At 70.1% G+C, this 20,996-nt stretch carries 21 protein-coding genes; 16 read left to right on the top strand and 5 right to left on the bottom strand.

Going from position 1 to position 20,996, the window contains the following annotated elements; translation table 11 throughout:
* The first annotated feature begins 145 nt into the window (after positions 1–145).
* The 4 genes from pdhA to CCK91_RS09860 all read left to right on the top strand — a co-directional run bounded on the left by pdhA (position 146) and on the right by CCK91_RS09860 (position 4,173).
* On the top strand, positions 146–1,294 hold the full coding sequence (pdhA, locus tag CCK91_RS09875; RefSeq protein WP_086473894.1) for a pyruvate dehydrogenase (acetyl-transferring) E1 component subunit alpha: 1,149 nt from the start codon (positions 146–148) through the stop codon (positions 1,292–1,294).
* The gene (locus tag CCK91_RS09870) at positions 1,291–2,337 is read left to right on the top strand and encodes an alpha-ketoacid dehydrogenase subunit beta (protein ID WP_086473893.1); all 1,047 of its coding nucleotides are present in this window, start codon (positions 1,291–1,293) and stop codon (positions 2,335–2,337) included. Before pdhA ends, CCK91_RS09870 begins: the two co-directional genes overlap by 4 nt.
* The gene (locus CCK91_RS09865; RefSeq protein ID WP_086473892.1) at positions 2,334–3,677 is read left to right on the top strand and encodes a dihydrolipoamide acetyltransferase family protein; all 1,344 of its coding nucleotides are present in this window, start codon (positions 2,334–2,336) and stop codon (positions 3,675–3,677) included. The genes CCK91_RS09870 and CCK91_RS09865 overlap by 4 nt, the downstream gene beginning before the upstream one ends.
* Positions 3,678–3,795: 118 nt before the next feature.
* The gene (locus CCK91_RS09860) at positions 3,796–4,173 is read left to right on the top strand and encodes a VOC family protein (RefSeq protein ID WP_086473891.1); all 378 of its coding nucleotides are present in this window, start codon (positions 3,796–3,798) and stop codon (positions 4,171–4,173) included.
* Between the two features lie 15 nt (positions 4,174–4,188).
* Here the strand turns inward: CCK91_RS09860 and CCK91_RS09855 are convergent, their stop codons facing one another.
* A complete protein-coding gene (locus tag CCK91_RS09855) occupies positions 4,189–4,821 on the bottom strand; it encodes a TetR/AcrR family transcriptional regulator (protein WP_086473890.1) in 633 nt (210 codons plus the stop codon).
* A gap of 105 nt (positions 4,822–4,926) precedes the next feature.
* On the opposite strand from CCK91_RS09855, the gene CCK91_RS09850 reads away from it, so the two are divergent.
* The 10 genes from CCK91_RS09850 to CCK91_RS09805 all read left to right on the top strand — a co-directional run bounded on the left by CCK91_RS09850 (position 4,927) and on the right by CCK91_RS09805 (position 15,753).
* Complete coding sequence (locus tag CCK91_RS09850; RefSeq protein ID WP_207568208.1) at positions 4,927–6,534, top strand: carboxyl transferase domain-containing protein; 1,608 nt, start codon at positions 4,927–4,929, stop codon at positions 6,532–6,534.
* A 4-nt stretch (positions 6,535–6,538) separates the two neighbouring features.
* Complete coding sequence (locus tag CCK91_RS09845; protein ID WP_086473888.1) at positions 6,539–8,650, top strand: ATP-binding protein; 2,112 nt, start codon at positions 6,539–6,541, stop codon at positions 8,648–8,650.
* Positions 8,647–9,813 (top strand): acyl-CoA dehydrogenase family protein, encoded by a 1,167-nt coding sequence (locus CCK91_RS09840; RefSeq protein WP_064294458.1) that lies wholly within the window; start codon positions 8,647–8,649, stop codon positions 9,811–9,813. The genes CCK91_RS09845 and CCK91_RS09840 overlap by 4 nt, the downstream gene beginning before the upstream one ends.
* Positions 9,814–9,820: 7 nt before the next feature.
* Complete coding sequence (locus tag CCK91_RS09835; protein WP_086474291.1) at positions 9,821–10,318, top strand: MaoC family dehydratase; 498 nt, start codon at positions 9,821–9,823, stop codon at positions 10,316–10,318.
* Positions 10,315–11,160, top strand: a complete 846-nt coding sequence (locus CCK91_RS09830; RefSeq protein ID WP_086474290.1) for an HpcH/HpaI aldolase/citrate lyase family protein — start codon at positions 10,315–10,317, stop codon at positions 11,158–11,160. Before CCK91_RS09835 ends, CCK91_RS09830 begins: the two co-directional genes overlap by 4 nt.
* A 171-nt stretch (positions 11,161–11,331) precedes the next feature.
* Positions 11,332–12,411, top strand: coding sequence for an aldo/keto reductase (locus CCK91_RS09825; RefSeq protein WP_079002693.1), 1,080 nt, complete (start codon positions 11,332–11,334; stop codon positions 12,409–12,411).
* 70 nt (positions 12,412–12,481) lie between these two features.
* Entirely contained in the window at positions 12,482–13,849 is a 1,368-nt protein-coding gene (locus tag CCK91_RS09820) for a M16 family metallopeptidase (protein ID WP_086473887.1), read from the top strand.
* Complete coding sequence (locus CCK91_RS09815; protein ID WP_086473886.1) at positions 13,850–14,452, top strand: histidine phosphatase family protein; 603 nt, start codon at positions 13,850–13,852, stop codon at positions 14,450–14,452.
* Between the two features lie 48 nt (positions 14,453–14,500).
* Positions 14,501–15,319 (top strand): 4-hydroxy-tetrahydrodipicolinate reductase, encoded by an 819-nt coding sequence (dapB, locus tag CCK91_RS09810; RefSeq protein WP_085513038.1) that lies wholly within the window; start codon positions 14,501–14,503, stop codon positions 15,317–15,319.
* 11 nt (positions 15,320–15,330) lie between these two features.
* A complete protein-coding gene (locus tag CCK91_RS09805; protein WP_369821887.1) occupies positions 15,331–15,753 on the top strand; it encodes a hypothetical protein in 423 nt (140 codons plus the stop codon).
* A gap of 23 nt (positions 15,754–15,776) precedes the next feature.
* On the opposite strand, the gene CCK91_RS09800 is transcribed toward CCK91_RS09805, so the two are convergent.
* The 4 genes from CCK91_RS09800 to CCK91_RS09785 form a co-directional block, all read right to left on the bottom strand.
* Complete coding sequence (locus CCK91_RS09800; protein ID WP_086473884.1) at positions 15,777–16,667, bottom strand: TIGR01777 family oxidoreductase; 891 nt, start codon at positions 16,665–16,667, stop codon at positions 15,777–15,779.
* A 39-nt stretch (positions 16,668–16,706) separates the two neighbouring features.
* A complete protein-coding gene (locus CCK91_RS09795) occupies positions 16,707–17,132 on the bottom strand; it encodes an OsmC family peroxiredoxin (RefSeq protein WP_064294452.1) in 426 nt (141 codons plus the stop codon).
* A 128-nt stretch (positions 17,133–17,260) separates the two neighbouring features.
* The gene (locus CCK91_RS09790) at positions 17,261–17,761 is read right to left on the bottom strand and encodes a DUF4395 domain-containing protein (protein WP_086473883.1); all 501 of its coding nucleotides are present in this window, start codon (positions 17,759–17,761) and stop codon (positions 17,261–17,263) included.
* Positions 17,758–18,192, bottom strand: coding sequence for a thioredoxin family protein (locus CCK91_RS09785; protein WP_086474289.1), 435 nt, complete (start codon positions 18,190–18,192; stop codon positions 17,758–17,760). Before CCK91_RS09785 ends, CCK91_RS09790 begins: the two co-directional genes overlap by 4 nt.
* Before the next feature lie 108 nt (positions 18,193–18,300).
* Between CCK91_RS09785 and dapA the strand changes: the two genes are divergently transcribed.
* Positions 18,301–19,278, top strand: a complete 978-nt coding sequence (gene dapA / locus CCK91_RS09780; RefSeq protein ID WP_064294450.1) for a 4-hydroxy-tetrahydrodipicolinate synthase — start codon at positions 18,301–18,303, stop codon at positions 19,276–19,278.
* A 20-nt stretch (positions 19,279–19,298) separates the two neighbouring features.
* Entirely contained in the window at positions 19,299–20,975 is a 1,677-nt protein-coding gene (locus CCK91_RS09775; RefSeq protein ID WP_056012144.1) for a ribonuclease J, read from the top strand.
* Positions 20,976–20,996 lie beyond the last annotated feature (21 nt).

The following is a 20,996-nucleotide window of genomic DNA, read 5'->3' as shown; positions in this document are numbered from 1 at the left end:
TTCGCCGTTGCGCGGAGTGTCGACGGTTGAGCGCCAGGGTGATCCGGCGTAGCCTCGGACCACCTCGCGATGACGCGAGGGCACGGCATCGCTCACGAGGCACCGCCGTGAGGTCACCGAACTCAAGGCGGCGTGCATCGTGTCGATGGAGACTCACACCCAATTCCCGCAGGATTCCGACGAGCGGGGCGGTGATGCACGCGAACCGGTCCCGGTCGACCACGGGTGCGTCCAGCTCCTCGATCCGGACGGCGTCCGTCAGGAGGACGCCCTCTACGACCTCTTCGTCGCCGACCTCGGTCACACCGAGCTGCTCGCGCTCTACGAAGACATGGTCGTCACGCGTCGCATCGACACGGAGGCGACCGCCCTCCAACGGCAGGGCGAGATCGGTCTGTGGCCACCGTCGCTCGGGCAGGAGGCCGCCCAGGTGGGGTCGGCGCGGGTCCTGCGGCGCGGGGACTTCGTCTTCACGAGCTACCGCGAACAGGCCGTCGCCTATTGCCGTGGCGTCGAACTCGACCAGCTGATGGCGATGTGGCGGGGGACCGCGCTGTCGGGCTGGGACCCGTTCGCGGTCGGCATGGCGACGCCGGCGGTCATCATCGGGGCCCAGACGCTCCATGCGACCGGCTACGCGATGGGCTGTCAGCGCGACGGTTCCGACGCGGTCGCTGTGGCCTACTTCGGCGACGGGGCGACGAGCCAGGGCGACGTGAATGAGGCGCTGGTACTGGCCGCGAGCTTCCAGGCACCCGTGGTCTTCTTCTGCCAGAACAACCAGTACGCGATCTCCGAGCCCGTCGGGCTGCAGGCCCAGCGCCCCATCGCGGACCGGGCACCGGGCTTCGGGGTGCCGAGCATGCGGGTCGACGGCAACGACGTGCTCGCCGTGACGGCGGCGATGCGGATCGCCGTCGATCGCGCACGGACCGGTGGTGGGCCGACCTTCATCGAGGCCGTCACCTACCGTATGGGGCCGCACACCACCTCGGACGATCCGACGCGATACCGGGACGAGAGCGAGGTCGCGTCGTGGCGTGCGAAGGACCCGATCACCCGTCTCGAGCGTCTGCTGGAGTCCGAGGGGGTCCTCGACGAGACGGCCCGAGCCCACGTCGCGTCCGTCGCCGACGCCGCGGCCGCCCGGGTCCGCGCGGGGTGCCTCGCCTTACCTGCTCCTGACCCGCTCTCGCTCTTCGACGAGGTCTACGCCACCGCCCACCCCGGGCTCGAACGGCAACGCGAGGAGTACCGCTCGTACCTCGCGATGTTCGAGGGTGGTGCCCGATGACCACGCTCACGCTCAGCAAGGCGATCAACACCGGGCTGCACCACGCCCTCGCCGAGGACGACCGGGTCCTGTTGCTCGGTGAGGACATCGGCCGACTCGGTGGGGTGTTCCGGGTGACCGACGGCCTCCAGGCGGAGTTCGGTGCCGATCGCGTCGTCGACATGCCGCTGGCGGAGTCCGCGATCATCGGAGCGGCGATCGGTCTGGCGTTCCGAGGCTTCCGCCCGGTGTGCGAGATCCAGTTCGACGGGTTCATCTATCCGGGCTTCGACCAGATCGTCGCGCAGTTGGCGAAGCTGCACTACCGGACGAAGGGTGCTGTGCGAATGCCGGTCACCATCCGGGTGCCGTACGGCGGAGGCATCGGCGCCGTCGAGCACCACTCCGAGTCCCCGGAGGCGTACTTCGCGCACACGGCTGGGCTCCGCGTGGTGACGTGCTCGGACCCCCAGGACGCGCACACCATGATCCGTCAGGCGATCGCGTGCGACGACCCGGTGCTGTTCTTCGAACCGAAGCGGCGGTACTGGACGAAGGGCGAGGTCCTCGACGACCTCCCCGCCGATCCGCTCGCGTTCACCCGTGCGCGGACCGTTCGCGCCGGCACGGACGCGACGCTGGTCGCCTACGGTCCGCTCGTCCAGACGGCGCTCGAGGCTGCGGAGGCCGCGGCCGACGAGGGTGTCGACCTGGAGGTGATCGACCTCCGATCCCTCGCGCCCCTGGACGTCGACGCGGTCGCCGCCTCGGTCGAGAAGACAGGGCGACTCGTCATCACGCACGAGGCGCAACGCTCGGGAGGGGTCGGAGCCGAACTGGCGGCCTCGATCACCGAACGCTGCTTCGACCTCCTCGAAGAGGCCCCGGTGCGAGTGACGGGGTTCGACACGCCCTATCCCGCTTCGGCGCTCGAGGATCACTTCCTCCCGGACCTCGACCGGATCCTGGACGGGGTGGATCGCGCACTGGGGCGTCGGTCCTCCGCCTCGGCCGTCGGTGGGGCCGACGCCCGTTCGACGACCGGTGGGGAGGGACGGCGATGAAGCGGTTCTCCCTACCCGATCTCGGTGAAGGTCTGACCGAGAGCGAACTCGTGTCCTGGCGCGTCGCCGTCGGCGACCACGTCGAGCTCAACCAGGTGATCGCCGAGGTCGAGACCGCGAAGGCGCTCGTCGAACTGCCCGCGCCGACCGCCGGCGTGGTCACGAGGCTCCACGTCGAACCGGGGACGACGGTCCTCGTCGGCGAGGCGCTCGTCGACTTCACGCCCGATGGCGATACCACTCCGTCCCCGTCGGTCCCCGAGGCCGACACGGCGGAGGTCGACCGCCCGAGTGGAGCGGCGGACCGCGAGCCGGTCCTCGTCGGCTATGGCCCTCGCACGGCGAGCGGTGAACGGCCACGGCGCCGTGCCCGGTCCGCCGGCGATGACACACCTGCCCCGGCGCACACCGCCCCGGTGCCGGCGCGTTCCCGGCCCCGCGCGACACCGCCGGTCCGGCGACTCGCCCGTGATCTGGGCGTCGACCTCGGAACGCTCGTCGGCACCGGCGTCGGTGGTCGGATCGCGCGTGAGGAGGTCGAGCGCGCTGCGACCGGCTTGAGTGGGCAGCTGCCGGAGCGTGCTCGCGGAGCGGCAGCGGCACCGGACGGGACCCCAGAGGCGACGGCCACGGCGGCCGACGGGTCGGTGCGTCGGCCGATCACGGGTGTCAGGCGTCGGACCGCCGAGGCGATGGTGAGCAGCGCGTTCACGGCTCCCCACGTGACGGAGTTCCTGACGGTCGACGTGACGCCGACGATGTCGCTGCTGGACGCGCTCGCCCGCTCGCCTCGGACCGGGGACCACCGGGTCAACATCCTGACCGTCCTCGCCAAAGCGGTGTGCATCGCCGTGAGACGCACCCCCGCGGTCAACGCGAGCTGGGACGAGGCTGCCGGGGAGATCGTCGAGTACGGACACGTCGGACTCGGGATCGCCGCAGCGACGCCGCGGGGACTCCTCGTCCCGAACATCGCTCGGGCGGAGGAGCTCAGCCTGTTCGAACTCGCGGACGCCGTGGCGGACCTCGTCCGCACGGCCCGCGAGGGACGCACCGCTCCGGCGGAACTGCGAGGGGGGACGATCACGATCTCCAACGTCGGCGTCTTCGGCGTCGATGCGGGGACGCCCATCCTCAACCCCGGTGAGGCGGTGATCATCGCGTTCGGTGCCGTCCGTCGCCAGCCGTGGGAGTTCGAGGGGCAGGTCGCGCTGCGACACGTCGTGACACTGTCGCTGTCGTTCGACCATCGGCTCATCGACGGAGAGCAGGGGTCCCGGTTCCTCGTCGACCTCGGAACGATGCTCTCCGATCCGGCGATGGTCCTGACGATGGTGTGATCGTCGAGTCCAGGCCCTCGCGCTCGCCCGCCCCGGCGGCCGTTCGGGCCTGGACGCGACGACCGCGACGTGGCATCGTGCATCGTGTACGCATCGGGAATCAGCAAAGGAGCGGCTCATGGTCACCTACACGGATGTCTTCAGCGGGTTCTCGGTCGACGACATCGACGCGGCGAGGGCGTTCTACCGGGACGTCCTCGGTCTCACGGTCACCGACAACGCCATGGGATTCCTGGACGTAGCGCTGCCCGCCGGCGGGTCGGTGCTCGTCTACGGCAAGCCGGACCACACACCAGCCTCGTTCACCGTGCTGAACCTCGTGGTCGACGACATCGACACGGCGGTCGACGAGCTGCAGGCCCGGGGTGTGGTGACGAAGCTGTACCCCGACGACGTCCTGCCGACGGACGCGAAGGGGATCATGCGCGGGAACGGCCCGGACATCGCCTGGTTCACCGATCCAGCGGGGAACGTCCTGTCCGTGCTCGTCGACTGACGCTGCTCCGCGTCCTCACGCGGCGAGCAGGGCGGCCAGTGCCATCCGCTCGAGCGTCGAGCGCACCGCCTCGCGGTCGGGTGTCCCGGCCTCGTTCCTGCCGAGGGAGGTGCTGTGGGACGTGGAGTTGATCAGTCCGAAGCCCGCGAGCGCCCGGACCCGCAGTTCCGCCGCTGGGATCGTGGGATGCAGCGTCGTGAGGACATCCACCCACCGCTCGACGTAGCGCCGCTGGAGGGTGCGGACCGCGCGGCGGTCGTCCGGTGCCAGGCTGTCGAGGTCGTGGTCCTGGATGCGGATCACGTCGGGGTTGTCGAGGGCGAAAGCCACGTGGAAGGTGACCAACGAACGCAGTGCTCGATCGCTGTCCGGAGCCTGCTCGACCTCGCGGGTCCCGCCATCCAGCAGGTCCTGACTGACGCCGACGAGGAGTGCTGCGAGGACGGCCTGCTTGCTCGGGAAGTGGCGGTAGACGGCGGGTCCGCTCATGCCGACGGCCGTTCCGAGGTCCTCCATCGACACCCCGGCGAAGCCGCGCTCGGCGAAGAGCCCGGCTGCCGACCGCAGGAGGGCGGAGCGACGTGCCGCCTTCGCCTCCGAGCGCCCGAGATGCGGCGGGTTCGGGGACGGTGTGTCACGACCGGTCATCGGATCTCCTCGGGGTGGACTTTTTCAGTTAATGAACTGTAACCTCTCTTTCAGTGAGTGATGAGTAACTGAATGCACTCACGGTCGACGACGACAGGAGCCCGAGTGCCCATCCTCACGAGCGGTGCCGATCCCACCTCAGCCCGATTCCGCGAGCAGGAGGCGGCGCAACGGGAGCTCGTGACAGCGCTCGAACAGACGATGGCGACCGCGGCCCTGGGCGGACCGGAGGCGTCGCGGGCCCGGCACGTCGCGCGGGGGAAGCTGCTGCCGCGCGATCGGGTCGACCGCCTGCTCGACGAGGGGAGCCCCTTCCTGGAGATCGCGCCTTTGGCCGCGCACGGCATGTACGACGCCGCGACTCCCGGCGCCGGGGTCATCGCCGGGATCGGCCTCGTCCACGGACGACACGTGCTCGTCGTGTCGAACGATGCGACCGCGAAGGGCGGCTCGTACTTCCCGATGACGGTGAAGAAGCACCTCCGGGCCCAGGAGATCGCTGCCGCGAACCGGCTGCCCTGCCTGTACCTCGTCGACTCCGGGGGAGCGAACCTCCCGACGCAGGACGAGGTCTTCCCCGATCGGGACCACTTCGGCCGGATCTTCTTCAACCAGGCCCGGATGTCGGCGGCCGGCATCCCGCAACTCGCCGCCGTACTCGGGTCCTGCACCGCCGGAGGTGCGTACGTCCCCGCCATGAGCGACGAGAACGTGATCGTGCGCGGCCAGGGCACGATCTTCCTGGGCGGTCCACCCCTCGTGAAGGCCGCAATCGGCGAGCTCGTGACGCCGGAGCAGCTCGGCGGCGGCGACCTCCACGCCCGGGTGTCGGGGGTCACCGACCACCTCGCCGACGACGACGCGCACGCGCTCGACATCCTCCGGGACGCGGTGGCGACGCTGCCGGCGCCCCACCAGCGCGCGTGGGAGGTGCGTCCGAGCGTGCCGCCGGTCGTCCCGGAGGCGGAACTGTACGGCGTCGTCCCGGCGGAGCTGCAGACGGCCTACGACGTCCGTGAGGTGATCGCGCGGCTCGTCGACGGCAGTGACTTCTCGGAGTTCAAGCGCGAGTACGGCGACACCCTCGTGACCGGGTTCGCGAGGCTGCACGGGCACCCCGTCGGCATCATCGCGAACAACGGCGTGCTCTTCAGCGAGTCGGCCCTCAAGGGCGCTCACTTCATCGAGCTCGCCGACCAGCGCGGCATCCCCTTGCTGTTCCTCCAGAACATCTCGGGCTTCATGGTCGGCAGTGACGCCGAGGCCGGAGGCATCGCCAAGCACGGCGCGAAGATGGTCACCGCGGTCGCGACCACCCGGGTGCCGAAGCTGACGGTCGTGATCGGCGGTTCGTTCGGCGCCGGCAACTACTCCATGTGCGGCCGGGCCTACGATCCCCGGTTCCTCTGGATGTGGCCGGGCGCGCGCATCTCCGTCATGGGGGGACAGCAGGCTGCGAGTGTCCTCGCGACCGTCAAGCGCGACCAACTCGAGGCTCGCGGTGAGGCGTGGACCGCCCAGGCGGAGGAGGACTTCCGGGCGCCGATCCTCGCCGACTTCGAGGAGCAGGGCAACCCGTACTACTCGACCGCACGGCTCTGGGACGACGGCATCATCGATCCCGCCCAGACCCGCACGGTCCTCGGACTCGCGCTCGAGGTGTGCTCCCGCGCGCCCCTGCCAGAACCCGGCTTCGGCCTCTTCAGGATGTGACGGCATGACGATCCAGACACCGAACCGGCCGGGCCACGCATCCGCGCGTCCCTTCCGCTCCGTCCTCGTCGCGAACCGCGGCGAGATCGCCTGTCGGGTGATCCGCACGCTCACAGCGATGGACATCGAGAGCATCGCGGTCTTCAGCGACGCTGACCGCGACGCCCCACACGTCCGGCTCGCGGACCGCGCCGTCCGCCTGGGACCCCCGCCGGCCTCGGACAGCTACCTCGACGTCGACGCCGTCGTCCGGGCCGCCGTCGCGACCGGGGCCGAGGCGGTGCACCCGGGCTACGGCTTCCTGTCCGAACAACCCGCGCTCGCGAGGGCGCTCGCCGCTGCCGGGATCGTCTTCATCGGACCGGACGAGCGCGCCCTGGTCCTCATGGGCGACAAGATCCGGGCGAAGGATCATGTCGCGGCTCGAGGCGTCCCGATCATCGAGGGCGTCGCGGACGCCTCGCTCGACGACGACGCGCTCGTCCGTGCCGGCGTCGCCATCGGCTTCCCGCTCATCGTCAAACCGGCCGGCGGTGGCGGCGGCAAGGGGATGCAGGTGGTGGAGCGCGCCGAGGAACTCCCATCGGCCATCGCCTCCGCGCACCGGGTGGCCGAGGCGGCCTTCGGCGACGCCACGCTCCTCCTCGAGCGGTTCGTCACGAGACCCCGGCACATCGAGGTGCAGGTGCTCGCGGACGCCCACGGTGCGGTCGTGCACCTCGGGGAGCGCGAGTGCTCGCTTCAGCGTCGGCACCAGAAGGTGGTGGAGGAGTCCCCGTCGCCGCTCATCGACGACCGGCAGCGGGCGCGACTCGGCGAGGCGGCCTGCACGGTCGCCCGGAGCGTCGGCTACCGAGGGGTGGGGACCGTCGAGTTCCTCGTCGCCGACGACCGACCCGACGAGTTCGCCTTCCTCGAGATGAACACGCGGTTGCAGGTGGAGCATCCGGTCACCGAGCTCGTCACGGGGCTCGACCTCGTGGAGTGGCAGGTGCGCGTCGCCGCCGGTGAACCGCTGACGATGACGCAGGACGACGTCGTCCTGCGTGGTCACGCGGTGGAGGCGCGGCTGTACGCGGAGGACCCGTCGAGCGGCTTCCTGCCCCAGACCGGGGTGCTCGAGCGGGTGCGTCTGCCGCACGGGCCGGGCGTCCGCGTCGACGGCGGCATCGTCGCCGGGCAGTTCGTCGGCCCCTGGTACGACCCCATGCTCGCGAAGATCGTGTGCTGGGCCGAGGATCGCGGGACCGCGCTCCGGCGACTCGACGCCGCGCTCGCGGCGACGGTGGTCTTCGGTGTCCGCACGAACCTCGGCTTCCTCCGGCGGCTCCTCGCCGACGAGGACGTCGTCGCGGGACGACTGCACACCGGTCTCATCGCCGACCTGCTCGACGACAGCCCGTCCGCCGCGACGTCCGAGCGGGTCCTGACCGCCGTGGCGCTCGCCGAAACGGACGACCGGCGATCCGAGGCCGCAGCACGGACCGCCGGATTCGGGACGCCGTGGTCGGATCCCGGTGGGTGGCGCCTCGGCGCGGCAGCACCGACGCGACAGCACCTGCGTCTTGAGGACGGACGCATCGTCCGCATCGAGGTGCATGGGTCGAGCGACGACGCGAGCGTCTCCGTCGGTGACGCGGCACCGACCCGGGCCGCAGTCCTCAGCCGGTCGGACGGCACCCTGCGGTTCGAGCACGACGGCGTCAGCGCCCCGTTGGAGACCGTGCGCGTGGGGGACGAACGATGGATCGCGCTCGACGGTGCCATCAGTGTGATCGAGGTGGTCCCGCGTGAGGCGCTCCCCGCAGGCGGGGATCCGACCGCGGCCGGGGCGGTCGATCCGGAGGTGCGGACGCCGATGCCCGGCACCGTCACCGCCGTGCACGTCACGAGCGGCGACAGCGTCACGGCCGGTCAGCCGCTCGTCACCGTCGAAGCGATGAAGATGGAGCACCTCCTCACCGCCACGACCGACGGCACGGTCACCCTCCACGTCACCACGGGCGGCACGGTCGCCACCCGCCAGTCGGTCGCGACGATCGCCCCAGACCCCGTCACAGCACACCTGAACGCAGCCTCAACCGATGCAGCACCCACGAACGGAGCATCAGCATGAACACCGAGCTCAGCCCCGAGCACCAGCGGATCGTCGACACGGTCAAGGCGTTCGCCGACGAGGTCGTCGCGCCCGCCGCCTATCAGTACGACACCGAACGCCGTCTGCCGTACGACATCATCGCGCAGATGGGGGAGCTGGGACTCTTCGGGCTGCCGTTCCCGAAGGAACTCGGCGGCGGGGGGATGGACTACTTCGCGCTCTGCCTCGCCGTCGAGCAGCTCGGACGCGTCGACCAGAGCATCGGCGTCACCCTCGAGGCCGGCGTGGGCCTCGGAGCGATGCCGATCTACCTGTACGGCACCGACGCCCAGCGCGAGGAATGGATCCCGCAGCTCGCGAGCGGGCAGGCGCTCGCCGCGTTCGGCCTCACCGAGGCGCGTGCCGGCAGTGATGCAGGCGCGACGGAGACCACTGCCGAGCTCGTCGACGGTGAGTGGGTGATCAACGGCACGAAGCAGTTCATCACTAACTCCGGAAGCGAGATCACCCGTCTCGTGACGGTCACGGCCGTCACGGGGGAGCGGGTTCGATCCGACGGCCGGGTGACGAAGGAGCTGTCGTCGATCCTCGTGCCGGTCCCGACGCCGGGCTTCACCGCGCTACCGCCCTACGACAAGGTCGGGTGGCACACCTCCGACACCCACCCGCTGCGGTTCGAGGACGTCCGCGTACCGGAGGGCAATCTGCTCGGCGAACGCGGGCGCGGGTACGCCAACTTCCTCACAGCGCTCGACGGTGGACGGATCGCCGTGGCCGCGCTCGCCGTCGGAGCGGCCCAGGGCTGCCTCGAGGAGGCGATCCGCTACGCCAAGGAGCGGGTCGTGTTCGGTCGGGCGATCGGTGACAACCAGTGGATCGCCTTCCGGATCGCGAAGATGCAGGCGCGGGTCCACACCGCCAGGCAGGCGTACTACGACGCCGCGTCGCGCATGCTCCGGGGAGCGCCCTACAAGATGGAGGCCTCCATCGCGAAGATGGTCGCCGGGGAAGCCGCGATGGACAACGCCCGTGACGCGACCCAGATCTTCGGCGGCTACGGGTTCCTCAACGAGAACCCGGTGGCGCGGCACTACCGGGACTCGAAGATCCTCGAGATCGGTGAGGGCACCACCGAGGTGCAGCTCATGATCATCGCCCGCGAACTCGGCTTCGCGTCGTGAGGTCATGATGACCGACTCGTCCGAGACGTCGTCCGGCCCCGTGATCGAGCAGCGAGGCCTGTACTTCGAGGAGTTCGTGGTGGGTGCGACCTACCGCCATCGCCCCGGGCGCACCCTCACGGAAGCCGACAACGTCCTGTTCTCGACCCTCACGATGAATGGGCAATCACTGCACGTGGATGCCGAGTGGTCTGCGACCGGGCCCTTCGGGGAACGGCTCGTGAACTCGATGCTGACGCTCTCCACGCTCGTGGGGCTGTCGGTCGCGCAGCTCACCGAGCAGACGATCGTCGCCAACCTGGGCTTCACCGACATCGCCTTCCCGAACCCGATGCACCACGGCGACACGCTGTACGCCGAGACGCTCGTGACGGCCAAACGACTGTCGTCGTCGAGGCCGGGCGAGGGTGTCGTCACCCTGCTCCACACGGGTCGGAACCAGGACGGCGTCGTCGTCGCGACCGCGACCAGGAGCACGCTCGTCCAGTGCTCGGGTGCATCGTGACCGGCGCCGCGGCGTTCGACCTGGGGCCGGCGATCCTCTTCGTCCCAGCAGACCGTCCGGATCGCTTCGCGAAAGCGGCCGAGCGTGCGGATGCCGTCATCCTCGATCTCGAGGACGCCGTGGCCCCGGCCGACAAGCCGGCCGCCCGCCGGGCGATCGTCGACCATCCGCTCGATCCCTCGCGCACGGTCGTCCGGGTCGACCCGGCTGGGACCGTCGATTTCGACGAGGACGTCGCGGCGCTCGCGGACACCGCCTATCGCACGGTCATGCTGGCGAAGACGGAGACGACCGCGGCGCTCGACCGGCTCGTGGACGCGATCCCGGACGCCCGGATCATCGCGCTGTGCGAGACCGCTGCCGGTGTCGTGCAGGCACCCGCGTTGGCCGCCCATCCTGCGGTCGTCGCGCTCATGTGGGGATCTGAAGACCTCATCGCCTCCCTGGGCGGCACGAGCAGTCGGCGGGCCGACGGGCGATACCGGGACGTCGTCAGACACGCGCGGTCGTCGGTGCTGCTCGCCGCGGGAGCCGCCGGGGTGGCCTCGATCGACGCGGTCCACCTCGACATCGACGATCTCGACGGGCTCGCGGACGAGGCGGCGGACGCGGCCGCCGTCGGCTGTGTCGCCTCCGCGTGCATCCACCCTGGTCAGGTCCCGACCGTTCGCGCCGCCTACCGCCCGGACTCCCGATCAGTGACAGCGGCGCGTGCGCTGCTCGACGCCGCAGCGGGAGCCGCCGGCGTGTTCCGGCACGAGGGACGCATGGTCGACGAGCCGCTCCTGCGGCACGCGCGACTCGTGCTCGCCCGTGCCGAGGTGTCCGTCGATCCGAGGTGATCGACCGACTCCCGCAATCGTTACGAATCAGTTGCCACCCGGTCGTGATGTCGTCCAGCCGAAGTCGCCGGTCTCCTCTAGCCTGGTGAGCAAGCACCGGCCCGTCGCGCCACGCACGGATCCCGACGGTGCAGCGCGTCACCGGTCGGCGGACCGAGAGAGGGGCAGGGGATGCCACACCTCTGGCGCTCGTCGAGCACCCGTGGCAGTTCTCTCGTCGGCGGAGCAGCGGACGGCGTCGACGACGACGCGAGTCGGCGTCCCGAGCAGCTCGTCCCGCACCCGTCCTTCCCGACGCCCGTCCAGGACCCCGAGCCCTCTGAGGCACCGAGGCGCACGATCGGCGACTCCGAGTTGTCGGTCTTCCCGGTCGTGCTCGGCGGGAGCGTGTTCGGGTGGACCGTCGACCCCGACACGACGTCGGACATCCTCGACCGGTTCCACGACTCCGGCGGCAACATGGTGGACACCGCCGACAGCTACGCGGGCGGCCGCAGCGAGATCCTCATCGGCAACTGGATGCGGAAGCGCCGCAACCGGGACGACATGGTCGTCGCGACGAAGATCGGCCGGCACCCCGACTACCCGGGTCTCGGCTCGGTGAGCATCATCCGTGCGGTCGAGGCGGCGCTCGAACGGTTGCAGACCGACCACATCGACCTGCTGTCCTTCCACGACGACGACCCGAGCATCCCGTTGGCCGACAGCCTCGGGACGGTCGACTGGTTGATCGAGACCGGCAAGGTCCGCTACCTCGGCACCTCGAACACGACCCCCGAGCGGCTGATGGAGGCACGGATCCTCTCGGCGAGCGGCTTCACCCAGTTCGTCGCGCTCGAGACGCACTACAGCCTCATGCACCGGGAGCCGTACGAGAGCACCCTCGCGCTCGTCGCGACGGCCCAGCACCTCGGTGTCCTGCCCTACTTCGCCCTCGCGAACGGCTTCCTGACAGGCCGCTACCGCACCCGCTCCGACCTCGACCCGAGCACCCGCGGCAGTCGCGCCGCGACCCATCTCCACCGCCGTGGACTGCGGGTCCTGCACGTCCTCGACGAGATCGCGGAGGAGAACCGCTGCACGGTCGCCTCGGCCGCACTCGCCTGGGCCATGTCGCGGCCCGGCGTCGTCGCGCCCATCGCGAGCGCGTCCCAGCCGGCTCACGTCGACTCGCTCATCGCGGCGGCCGACGTGCGGCTGAGCCGCGGGCAGATCCTCGAGCTCGACCGCGTCTCCGGTCGCTTGCGCTGAGTCGACCGGCGGTCGCCTGCGCACGGTCGCTCGCGCGCGACGCCCGGGAACCTGACGTATGGTTGGGGTGATGAACGCCGCCGTCGACTTTCCGCTCACTCGTCCCGAGCTCGCGTTCACCGCATCCGGGGACGCGCTCGTCCGCCGGACGGTCCTGCCCAACGGGCTGCGGATCCTGAGCGAACACATGCCGGGCAGCCGCAGCGCGACGATCGGCTACTGGGTGGCCGTCGGTTCCCGCGACGAACAACCGGCGACCGCCGATCGACCGGCGACCTTCGGCTCGACGCACTTCCTGGAGCACCTCCTGTTCAAGGGCACGCCGTCGCGTTCCGCCCTCGACATCGCGGTCGCCTTCGACGCCGTCGGCGGCGAGCACAACGCGCTCACGGCCAAGGAACACACCTGCTACTACGCCAAGGTGCGCGATCGCGACCTGCCGATGGCGGTGGACGTCATCACCGACATGCTCACCTCCTCGCTGCTCGACCCGGAGGAGTTCGAGAACGAACGCGGGGTCATCCTCGAAGAGCTCGCGATGATGGACGACGATCCAGGGGACGTCGCCAACGAGCGGTTCTTCGAGCGCGTGCTCGGCGAGCACCCGCTCGGGCGTCCCATCGGCGGTCACCCGCAGTCGATCATCGACGTTGGCCGGGACGCCGTCGTGGCGCACTACCGAGCCAATTACCGCGCGAACGATGTCATCGTGACGGCGGCCGGCGCCGTCGACCACGACGCGCTCGTCGCCCAGGTGTCGGGGGCGCTCGTGCAAGCGGGCTGGCCGGCGGACGCGGTGGCCGCACCGGTCGCGCGTCGGACCCTCGCTCCTGCTGCCGTCGTCGGCGGATCGCCGCTTTCGGTCGTGCACCGACCCACCGAGCAGGTCCACCTGCAGATCGGCGGAGCGGGCCTCATCGCGGGCGACGAGCGACGATTCGCCATGAGCATGCTCAACTCCATCCTCGGCGGCGGCATGTCCAGCCGCCTGTTCCAGGAGATCCGAGAACGGCGCGGGCTCGCCTACTCCGTCTACTCGTTCGCCGGCAGCTACTCGGACGCCGGCGTCTTCGGCCTCGCTGCCGCCTGCTCCACGGCGAAGGCGGCGACCGTGGCCGAGCTCATGCTCGCCGAGCTCCACCGGCTCGCCGAGCACGGTGTGACGGACGAGGAGTTGTCGCGCGCGCTCGGCCAGCTGAGCGGCGCCTCGGCGCTGGCGCTGGAGGATTCGGACTCGCGTATGAGCCGCCTCGGTCGAGCGGAGCTGACCCTCGGCGAGTTCATCGACCTCGACGAGAGCATCCGTCGCCTGCAGTCCGTCGGTCAGGACGACGTCCAGCAGCTCGCGCAGCACCTCGCCGCGCAGCCCATCACGGTGTCGGCGGTCGGAGCCGTCGACGAGGACACCTTCGCTCCGATCATCGCGGGGGTGCGTTGAATGTCCCATTACCTGTATCTCGTCAGACACGGCGAGCAGCAACACGCTGAGCACGGCTTGCCCGACGGACCACTGTCGGCACGCGGTCGGCGTCAGGCACAGCTGCTCGCGGAGCGCCTCGGTGGTGTCCCGATGACCGCGGCGTGGCACTCGCCGTTGCAGCGTGCCGCGGAGACCGCCCAGATCATCGCCGAGCGGATGCCGGCGGTCACCCCGGAGCCGTCGTCACTGCTCTTCGACTGCGTCCCGAGCGGTCGCACACCGGAGACGCCGTCGGCGTTCGACCCCTTCTTCGGCTCGATCACCGAAGCGGAGGTCGAAGCGGGCGAAGCGCAGATGGCCGACGCCGCCGCCGAGTTCCTCTCGCCGAAGCGCGGTGACCATCACGAGCTGCTCATCACGCACAACTTCGTGATCGGGTGGCTCGTCCGCGAGGCGCTCCAGGCGCCCGCATGGCGCTGGGTGAGCATCAACCAGGCCAACGGCGGACTGACGGTGCTGCACCAGCGCGCCGGGCGTCCGTGGAGCCTCATCACCCACAACGACCTCGCGCACCTCCCCATGGAGCTTCGCACGGGTCTTCCCGAGCCGCACATCGTCTAGCCCGGGCGGCCCGCCTCCTCCCGGACGGGCAGCACGTAAGCTGAGGGCATGACGACACGAGTGGCGCTGGCCGGCGCGAGCGGCAAGATGGGCCGACTGTTCACCAGCATCATCGGTTCACTCGACGACTTCGAGCTGGTCGCGTCGCTCGGTTCCTCGAGCGAGCTGAGCGAGATGGACGGGGCGGACCTCGTCGTCGACGTCACGGTGCCGGGCGTCAGCCAGCGGATCGTCGACCACGCCGTCGCTCAGGGCATCAACGTGCTCGTCGGGACGAGCGGTTGGTCGGCCGAGCGTATCCAGCGACTCGACCGCCGGCTCGCCGAGCTGCCCGAGCAGGGCGTCGTCATCATCCCCAACTTCTCGCTGGGGTCCGTCCTGTCGACGAGTCTCGCGACCGTCGCTGCGCGCTTCTTCGACTCGATCGAGATCATCGAGTCCCACCGCGACACGAAAGTGGACTCGCCCTCCGGCACCGCCGTGCGCACCGCCGAGTTGATGATGGCCGCTCGTGGCGACCGTGGGCCCGTCGCCGCTCCGCACACCGACCAGCGGGCGAGGGGACAGCAGGTTTCGAGCATCCCGATCCACAGCCTGCGGCTCCAGGGCGTCGTCGCCCGCCAGGAGGTCGTGTTCGGTGGCGTCGACGAACTCGTCACGATCACGCACGACACGATCTCGCCCGCATCCTACGAGCGGGGCATCCGGCTCGCCCTCGTCGCCGCCCGCGACGCTCGGGGGGTCACCGTCGGTCTCGACAGTCTGCTCGACCTCGGACTCGATCGCCCAGGGCCGGCGGGTCGGCGGCCCGCCCAGGGGGCGCCCGAGCACGTCTCCGGTCAAGCCGCGGCGGCCAGCGCCCTGTGAAGACCCGCGTCATGGTCGCGATCATCGCGGCCCTGCTCGTCCTCTACATCGTCCTCGTCGGGTACCGTGCCGTCGTCCTCCTCGGCACCGGCGAGCCTGTCGGCATCGCCATGGGTGCCGCGCTCATCGTCCTGCCGATCCTCGGCGTCTGGGCGCTGTGGCGCGAGATCGCCTTCGGGGTGGGCGCCGAGCGCCTCGGAGTCCGCCTCGAGGCCGAGGGCGGCCTTCCGCCCGAGCAGGTCGAGACCCGCGAGAGCGGCCGGCCGATGCGTGATGCCGCAGACGAGCTGTTCCCGAAGTACCGTGACGCGGCAGAGGCCGCTCCCGACGACTGGCGATCCTGGTACCGCCTCGGACTCGTCTACGACGGTGCCGGAGACCGTCGCCGCGCACGGCAGGCCATCCGGCAGGCGATCCGGCTCTCGCGGCGCTGACCCGAGCGACGGCGTCCCCCCGTTCAGTCGCGGGCGAGTGCTTCGGCCAACGCCTGCTCGACGGTCGGCGTGCTGAACGTGAAGCCGTCGTCCAGGAGTCGACGAGGCTCGACGCGCTGATCGCTCAGCAGCAGTCCGTCGGCGGCGTCTCCGAGGAGCGCCTTGAGGGCGAACGTCGGGACGCGGAGCAGGTAGGGCCGGTTCATCCGTCTGGCGAGCTCGAACATGAGGTCGTCGGCGCGGGCGGCCTGCGGACCGCACAGGTTCACCGGTCCGGAGAGCGTCGAGGTCAGGAGGTGGGTGATCGCACGGACCTCGTCCTGCAACCCGATCCACGGCCAGAACTGGCGGCCCGAACCGAGCGGACCGGCGACCCCGAACCTGGTGAGCGGTGCCAGCGGCTTGAGCACGCCGGCCAGGTCGACGACGATGCCGTTGCGGAGCAGCACGGTGCGGACGGCGTCGGGCGCCGCGAGCGCCGAGTCCTCCCAGGCGACGACGACGTCGGCGAGGAATCCGGCCCCTCTGGAGGAGTCCTCCGTGAGGGTCTCTCCGGGACGGTCGCCGTAGTACCCGACCGCCGACCCGCTGAGGAAGGCGGCCGGTGGCTGCTCGGCCCGGTTCATGGCGTCGACGAGGGTCCGGGTCGCGCTGAGTCGTGACCAGAGGATCGTGGAGCGGTAGGCCGCCGTCCACGGCAGTTTGCCGAGGGAGGCGCCGGAGAGGTTGACGACCGCGTCGGCGCCGCTCACGACCGCCGGATCCAGCACGCCTGCCAGCGGATCCCACTCCGCTTCTCCGGCACCGCGCGCCGGACGTCGCACGAGCCGGACGACGTCATGGCCGTCGGTCTCGAGGGAGCGCCCGAGCGCCGTTCCGATGAGCCCGGAGGCTCCGCCGATCACGATGCGCATGCGCGTCGCCTTCCTGGTCGTGCTGCTGGACGGTGGTGGTTACGCGAGGCTGGCCTCGAGGGTGATCGGGATACCGGCGAGCGCCTGCGAGACCGGGCAGCCGTCCTTCGCCGCCGTGGCGATGCGCTCGAAGTCGGCCTCGGAGATGCCGGGCACGACCGCGCTGACGAGCAGGTGGCTGCCGGTGATGCCGGTGCCGGGGGTGAAGGAGACCGCTGCGGTCGCCTGGATGCGCTCCGGCGGGAAGCCGGCGCTGGTGAGCTCGTTGGCGAACGCCATCGAGTAGCAGGAGGCGTGCGCAGCCCCGAGCAGTTCCTCCGGGGTCGTCGTCGTGTTGGAGCCCTCGGAGCGGGCCTTCCAGTCGACGGCGAACTCGGCCGCCTCGGAGGTGTCGAGGCTCGTGTGCCCGGACCCCTCGAAGAGCGTGCCGTTCCAGACCGTCGTGGCTTCGCTTGTTACCGCCATGGTGCAACCTCCATCGTCGGGCCGTGCAGGAGCGCATCGGCGCTGGTGTTCGTGGGGTCAGCCTAACCGGATCGACCTGGGCGGTCACCCCGTCGACAAATGGTGTCGTCAGGTGCTGCAGGCCACCGTCACGCCTGTCGTCCGACGACGCGGGCTCGGAGGAGGAGCACATACAGCCGGCAGCCGAGGCAGAACCCCAACGCCGCGTTGAGGAAGGCGGCGACGAATGCTGCACCGGCGGAGACGACGAGGGATCCCGGCACCCCGATGAGGTGCAGCACGAGTCCGATCGCGACCACCACCAGCCCGACGCCTTGCGCGAAGGTCGGTGGTTCGGGCGCCTCGAGTCCGACGGGCGGGCCGAGCCTCGGACGGATGAGGCGCCGGAAGACGACGCCGTACGGGTGACGTCGGATCCCGGCGAACGCGCCCCACGCGAACAGAGCCGCGATGACGCTGAGGAGGACGAAGGCCGGTTGGCCTGCCCGCACGGCCAGCGTGTCGGCGAACGGCGCCGTCAGCGCGAGGAAGACGGCGACGAGGAGGAGCGCGGCGGTGATGGTCGCGCCGAACCGCGGGCTGCGCGGGTCGATGCCGGTCGGCTGTGCCGCTGGCGGGTTCGAGGTCATGCTGGTCTCCTGAGGACGGACTGGAGCTCGCCGGCGAGCACCGCGCGGCGTGCGGCGCCGGAGAACCGACCGCGCACGACCCCCGCGCGGTCGAGGAGGAGGACGGTGGGCGTCTGTAGAACGGAGAAGCGGTCGGCGAGGTCGGGACGGTGGGTCAGGTCGACGTCGAGGACGCCCACACCCGGCTCCCCGTCGGCCAGCTCGTGCAGCAGTCGTCTGGTCCCGGGACACTGTGCGCAGAACTCGGTGCTGAACTGCACCAGGGTCGCCGATCGGCCGAGTGGAGCGGTCGTTCCGAGTGCCGCCGACGAGATGCGGTGCCCGTCGGCGCGGTGCGTTACACGCCCGCTCCGTGCACGCACGATCAGACCCGCCGCCGTCGTGGACAGGACGAGGACGATGATCAGCGAGACGGCGAGCAGCGGGGACATGGTGTTCGTCAGCATAGGTTCCGGGTGCCGGTCCCCGCGTCAGTGTGACGGGAGGTGACGGCCGTGCGGATGGTGACCCGGCAGAGGGAAACCCGATAGCCTGAGAGGGTGTCGCGTGCAGAGAACCCCTTCGGTCAAGTCCTCGTCGCCCTGGTGACGCCGTTCACCGCCGACGGCGAGGTCGACTGGAAGGCCGTCGAGCGACACATCGACGACGTCGTGACCGCGGGGGCCGACGGCATCGTCGTCACCGGCACCACGGGTGAGACGTCCACGCTGACGGACCCGGAGAAGGTCAAGCTCGTCGAGGTCGGCAAAGCCGTCGCGGGCGGGCGCGCGAAGATCATCACCGGTGGTGGCTCCAACGAGACGGCCCACGCGATCGAGCTCGCGAAGAAGAGCGAGCAGGCGGGCGCCGACGGCAACATGATCGTCACCCCGTACTACAACAAGCCCACCCAGGCCGGCGTGCTGACCCACTTCCGCATGATCGCGGACTCCACGGATCTGCCCGTCATCCTCTACGACATCCCGGGGCGAACCGGCATCCCCATCACGTACGAGACGATCCTGCGTGCGGCCAAGCACCCGAACATCCTCGCGGTGAAGGACGCCAAGGGCGACCTCAGCGAGGTGAGCCGGGTCATGAACCAGACGGACCTCATGTACTTCGCGGGCGACGACGCCAACGCCCTGCCGACGCTCGCCATCGGCGGCACCGGCCTCATCGGCGTCACGGCCAACATCGCACCGACGCCCTACCGACACATGGTCGACGCGGTGAACTCCGGCGACCTCGTCGCGGCGACCGCGGCGCACCGGCAGCTCGAGCCGCTCGTGCGCGCGGTCATGACCCACGTCCCCGGCACCGTCGCCGCCAAATACATCTTGCACGGCCTCGGCCGGATCCAGAGCCCGCGGGTACGTCTTCCGCTGGTCGGTCCGGAGGAGTGGGAGGCCGCGCAGATCGAGGATGAGATCGACCTGGTGAAGGACATCCCAGGCGTCGACTTCCGCAACTTCCGGCCAGACCGCAACGCCGCCGCCGGTGGCGCGCTGCCCAAGGTCGCCGGTACGACTCGCTAGACAAACCAGAGGGGGGCTACATGCCCAATACCATCATCGATCCGCCAGTCCTCGAGCCGGGGACGCTCCGCGTCATCCCCATCGGAGGACTCGGCGAGATCGGCAGGAACATGACCTGCTTCGAGATCGACGGCAAGATCCTGATCGTCGACTGCGGCGTGCTCTTCCCCGAAGAGCACCAGCCGGGCGTCGACCTGATCCTGCCCGACTTCACCTCCATCAAGGACCGGCTCGACGACATCGTCGGCGTCGTGCTCACGCACGGTCACGAGGACCACATCGGTGCCGTGCCGTACCTCCTGAAGCTCCGCAAGGACATCCCGCTGATCGGTTCCGGCCTGACGCTCGCGCTCATCGAGGCGAAGCTCAAGGAGCACCGCATCGTCCCCTACACCCTGCCGGTGAAGGAGGGCCAGATCGAGGCGCTGGGTCCGTTCGACCTCGAGTTCGTCGCGGTCAACCACTCGATCCCGGACGCACTCGCGGTGTTCATCGACACCGACGCCGGCACCGTCCTCGTCACGGGTGACTTCAAGATGGACCAGCTGCCGCTCGACGGCCGCCTGACGGACCTCCGTGCCTTCGCCCGCCTCGGTGAAGAAGGCGTCGACCTCTTCCTCGTCGACTCGACGAACGCCGACGTCCCGGGATTCACGCCGCTCGAGCGGTCCATCGGGCCGGTCCTCGACCAGGTCATCGCGAAGTCCGAGCGCCGCGTCATCGTCGCGAGCTTCTCGAGTCACGTGCACCGCGTCCAGCAGGTGCTCGACGCGGCACACGCCCACGGCCGCCGCGTCGCGTTCCTCGGTCGTTCCATGGTGCGCAACATGGGGATCGCAGCCGACCTCGGTTACCTGAACGTCCCCGAGGGCCTGCTCATCGACTACAAGAAGGCGAAGGACCTCCCCGAGGACAAGATCGTCTACATGTCGACCGGTTCTCAGGGCGAGCCGATGGCCGTCCTCAGCCGGATGGCGAACCTCGACCACGCGATCGAGCCGGGCCCGGGTGACACCGTCATCCTCGCCTCGAGCCTCATCCCGGGCAACGAGAACGCGGTCTACCGGGTCATCGACGGCCTGACGAAGCTCGGAGCCAACGTCGTCCACAAGGGCAACGCGAAGGTCCACGTCTCCGGGCACGCGGCCGCCGGTGAGCTGCTCTACTGCTACAACATCCTCCAGCCGAAGAACGTGCTGCCGGTCCACGGTGAGTACCGTCACCTCGTCGCGAACCAGAAGCTCGCGATCGACAGCGGCGTTCCGGCGCAGAACACCTTCATCGGTGAGGACGGCATCGTCATCGACCTGAAGGACGGCGTCGCGAAGGTCGTCGGGCAGCTCGACGTCGGGCTCGTCTACGTCGACGGCTCGACCGTCGGCGAGATCACCGACGCCGACCTCAAGGACCGTCGCATCCTGGCGGAGGAGGGCTTCATCTCGGTCATCGTCGTCGTCGACTCGAAGACCGGGCACATCATCTCCGGCCCCGAGGTGCACGCGAAGGGCTTCGCCGAGGACGACAAGGTCTTCGCCGACATCAAGCCGAAGGTCGCCAAGGCACTCGCCGAGGCGGCGGAGAACGGCGTCCGCGACACGCACGCGCTGTCGCAGGTGATCCGTCGGACCGTCGGCCGCTGGGTCAACACGTCCTTCCGTCGCCGCCCGATGATCGTGCCGCTCGTCATCGAGGCCTGATCACCGGTCGGGTCCGCTCGG

The organism is Plantibacter elymi (nom. nud.) (genome assembly GCF_900177795.1).
GTDB classification, from domain to species: domain Bacteria; phylum Actinomycetota; class Actinomycetes; order Actinomycetales; family Microbacteriaceae; genus Plantibacter; species Plantibacter elymi.
Note: the sequence above shows the minus strand (reverse complement) of the source record. Positions and strands in the feature narration are given on the sequence as shown.

Excerpts from the sequence above, each read along its gene's own strand:
- pdhA (WP_086473894.1), top strand. The coding sequence starts at position 146 with ATGGAGACTCACACCCAATTCCCGCAGGATTCCGACGAGCGGGGCGGT.
- CCK91_RS09870 (WP_086473893.1), top strand. The coding sequence starts at position 1,291 with ATGACCACGCTCACGCTCAGCAAGGCGATCAACACCGGGCTGCACCAC.
- CCK91_RS09865 (WP_086473892.1), top strand. The coding sequence starts at position 2,334 with ATGAAGCGGTTCTCCCTACCCGATCTCGGTGAAGGTCTGACCGAGAGC.
- CCK91_RS09860 (WP_086473891.1), top strand. The coding sequence starts at position 3,796 with ATGGTCACCTACACGGATGTCTTCAGCGGGTTCTCGGTCGACGACATC.
- CCK91_RS09855 (WP_086473890.1), bottom strand. The coding sequence starts at position 4,821 with ATGACCGGTCGTGACACACCGTCCCCGAACCCGCCGCATCTCGGGCGC.
- CCK91_RS09845 (WP_086473888.1), top strand. The coding sequence starts at position 6,539 with ATGACGATCCAGACACCGAACCGGCCGGGCCACGCATCCGCGCGTCCC.
- CCK91_RS09840 (WP_064294458.1), top strand. The coding sequence starts at position 8,647 with ATGAACACCGAGCTCAGCCCCGAGCACCAGCGGATCGTCGACACGGTC.
- CCK91_RS09835 (WP_086474291.1), top strand. The coding sequence starts at position 9,821 with ATGACCGACTCGTCCGAGACGTCGTCCGGCCCCGTGATCGAGCAGCGA.
- CCK91_RS09825 (WP_079002693.1), top strand. The coding sequence starts at position 11,332 with ATGCCACACCTCTGGCGCTCGTCGAGCACCCGTGGCAGTTCTCTCGTC.
- CCK91_RS09820 (WP_086473887.1), top strand. The coding sequence starts at position 12,482 with ATGAACGCCGCCGTCGACTTTCCGCTCACTCGTCCCGAGCTCGCGTTC.
- CCK91_RS09815 (WP_086473886.1), top strand. The coding sequence starts at position 13,850 with ATGTCCCATTACCTGTATCTCGTCAGACACGGCGAGCAGCAACACGCT.
- dapB (WP_085513038.1), top strand. The coding sequence starts at position 14,501 with ATGACGACACGAGTGGCGCTGGCCGGCGCGAGCGGCAAGATGGGCCGA.
- CCK91_RS09805 (WP_369821887.1), top strand. The coding sequence starts at position 15,331 with ATGGTCGCGATCATCGCGGCCCTGCTCGTCCTCTACATCGTCCTCGTC.
- CCK91_RS09800 (WP_086473884.1), bottom strand. The coding sequence starts at position 16,667 with ATGCGCATCGTGATCGGCGGAGCCTCCGGGCTCATCGGAACGGCGCTC.
- CCK91_RS09795 (WP_064294452.1), bottom strand. The coding sequence starts at position 17,132 with ATGGCGGTAACAAGCGAAGCCACGACGGTCTGGAACGGCACGCTCTTC.
- CCK91_RS09790 (WP_086473883.1), bottom strand. The coding sequence starts at position 17,761 with ATGACCTCGAACCCGCCAGCGGCACAGCCGACCGGCATCGACCCGCGC.
- CCK91_RS09785 (WP_086474289.1), bottom strand. The coding sequence starts at position 18,192 with ATGTCCCCGCTGCTCGCCGTCTCGCTGATCATCGTCCTCGTCCTGTCC.
- CCK91_RS09775 (WP_056012144.1), top strand. The coding sequence starts at position 19,299 with ATGCCCAATACCATCATCGATCCGCCAGTCCTCGAGCCGGGGACGCTC.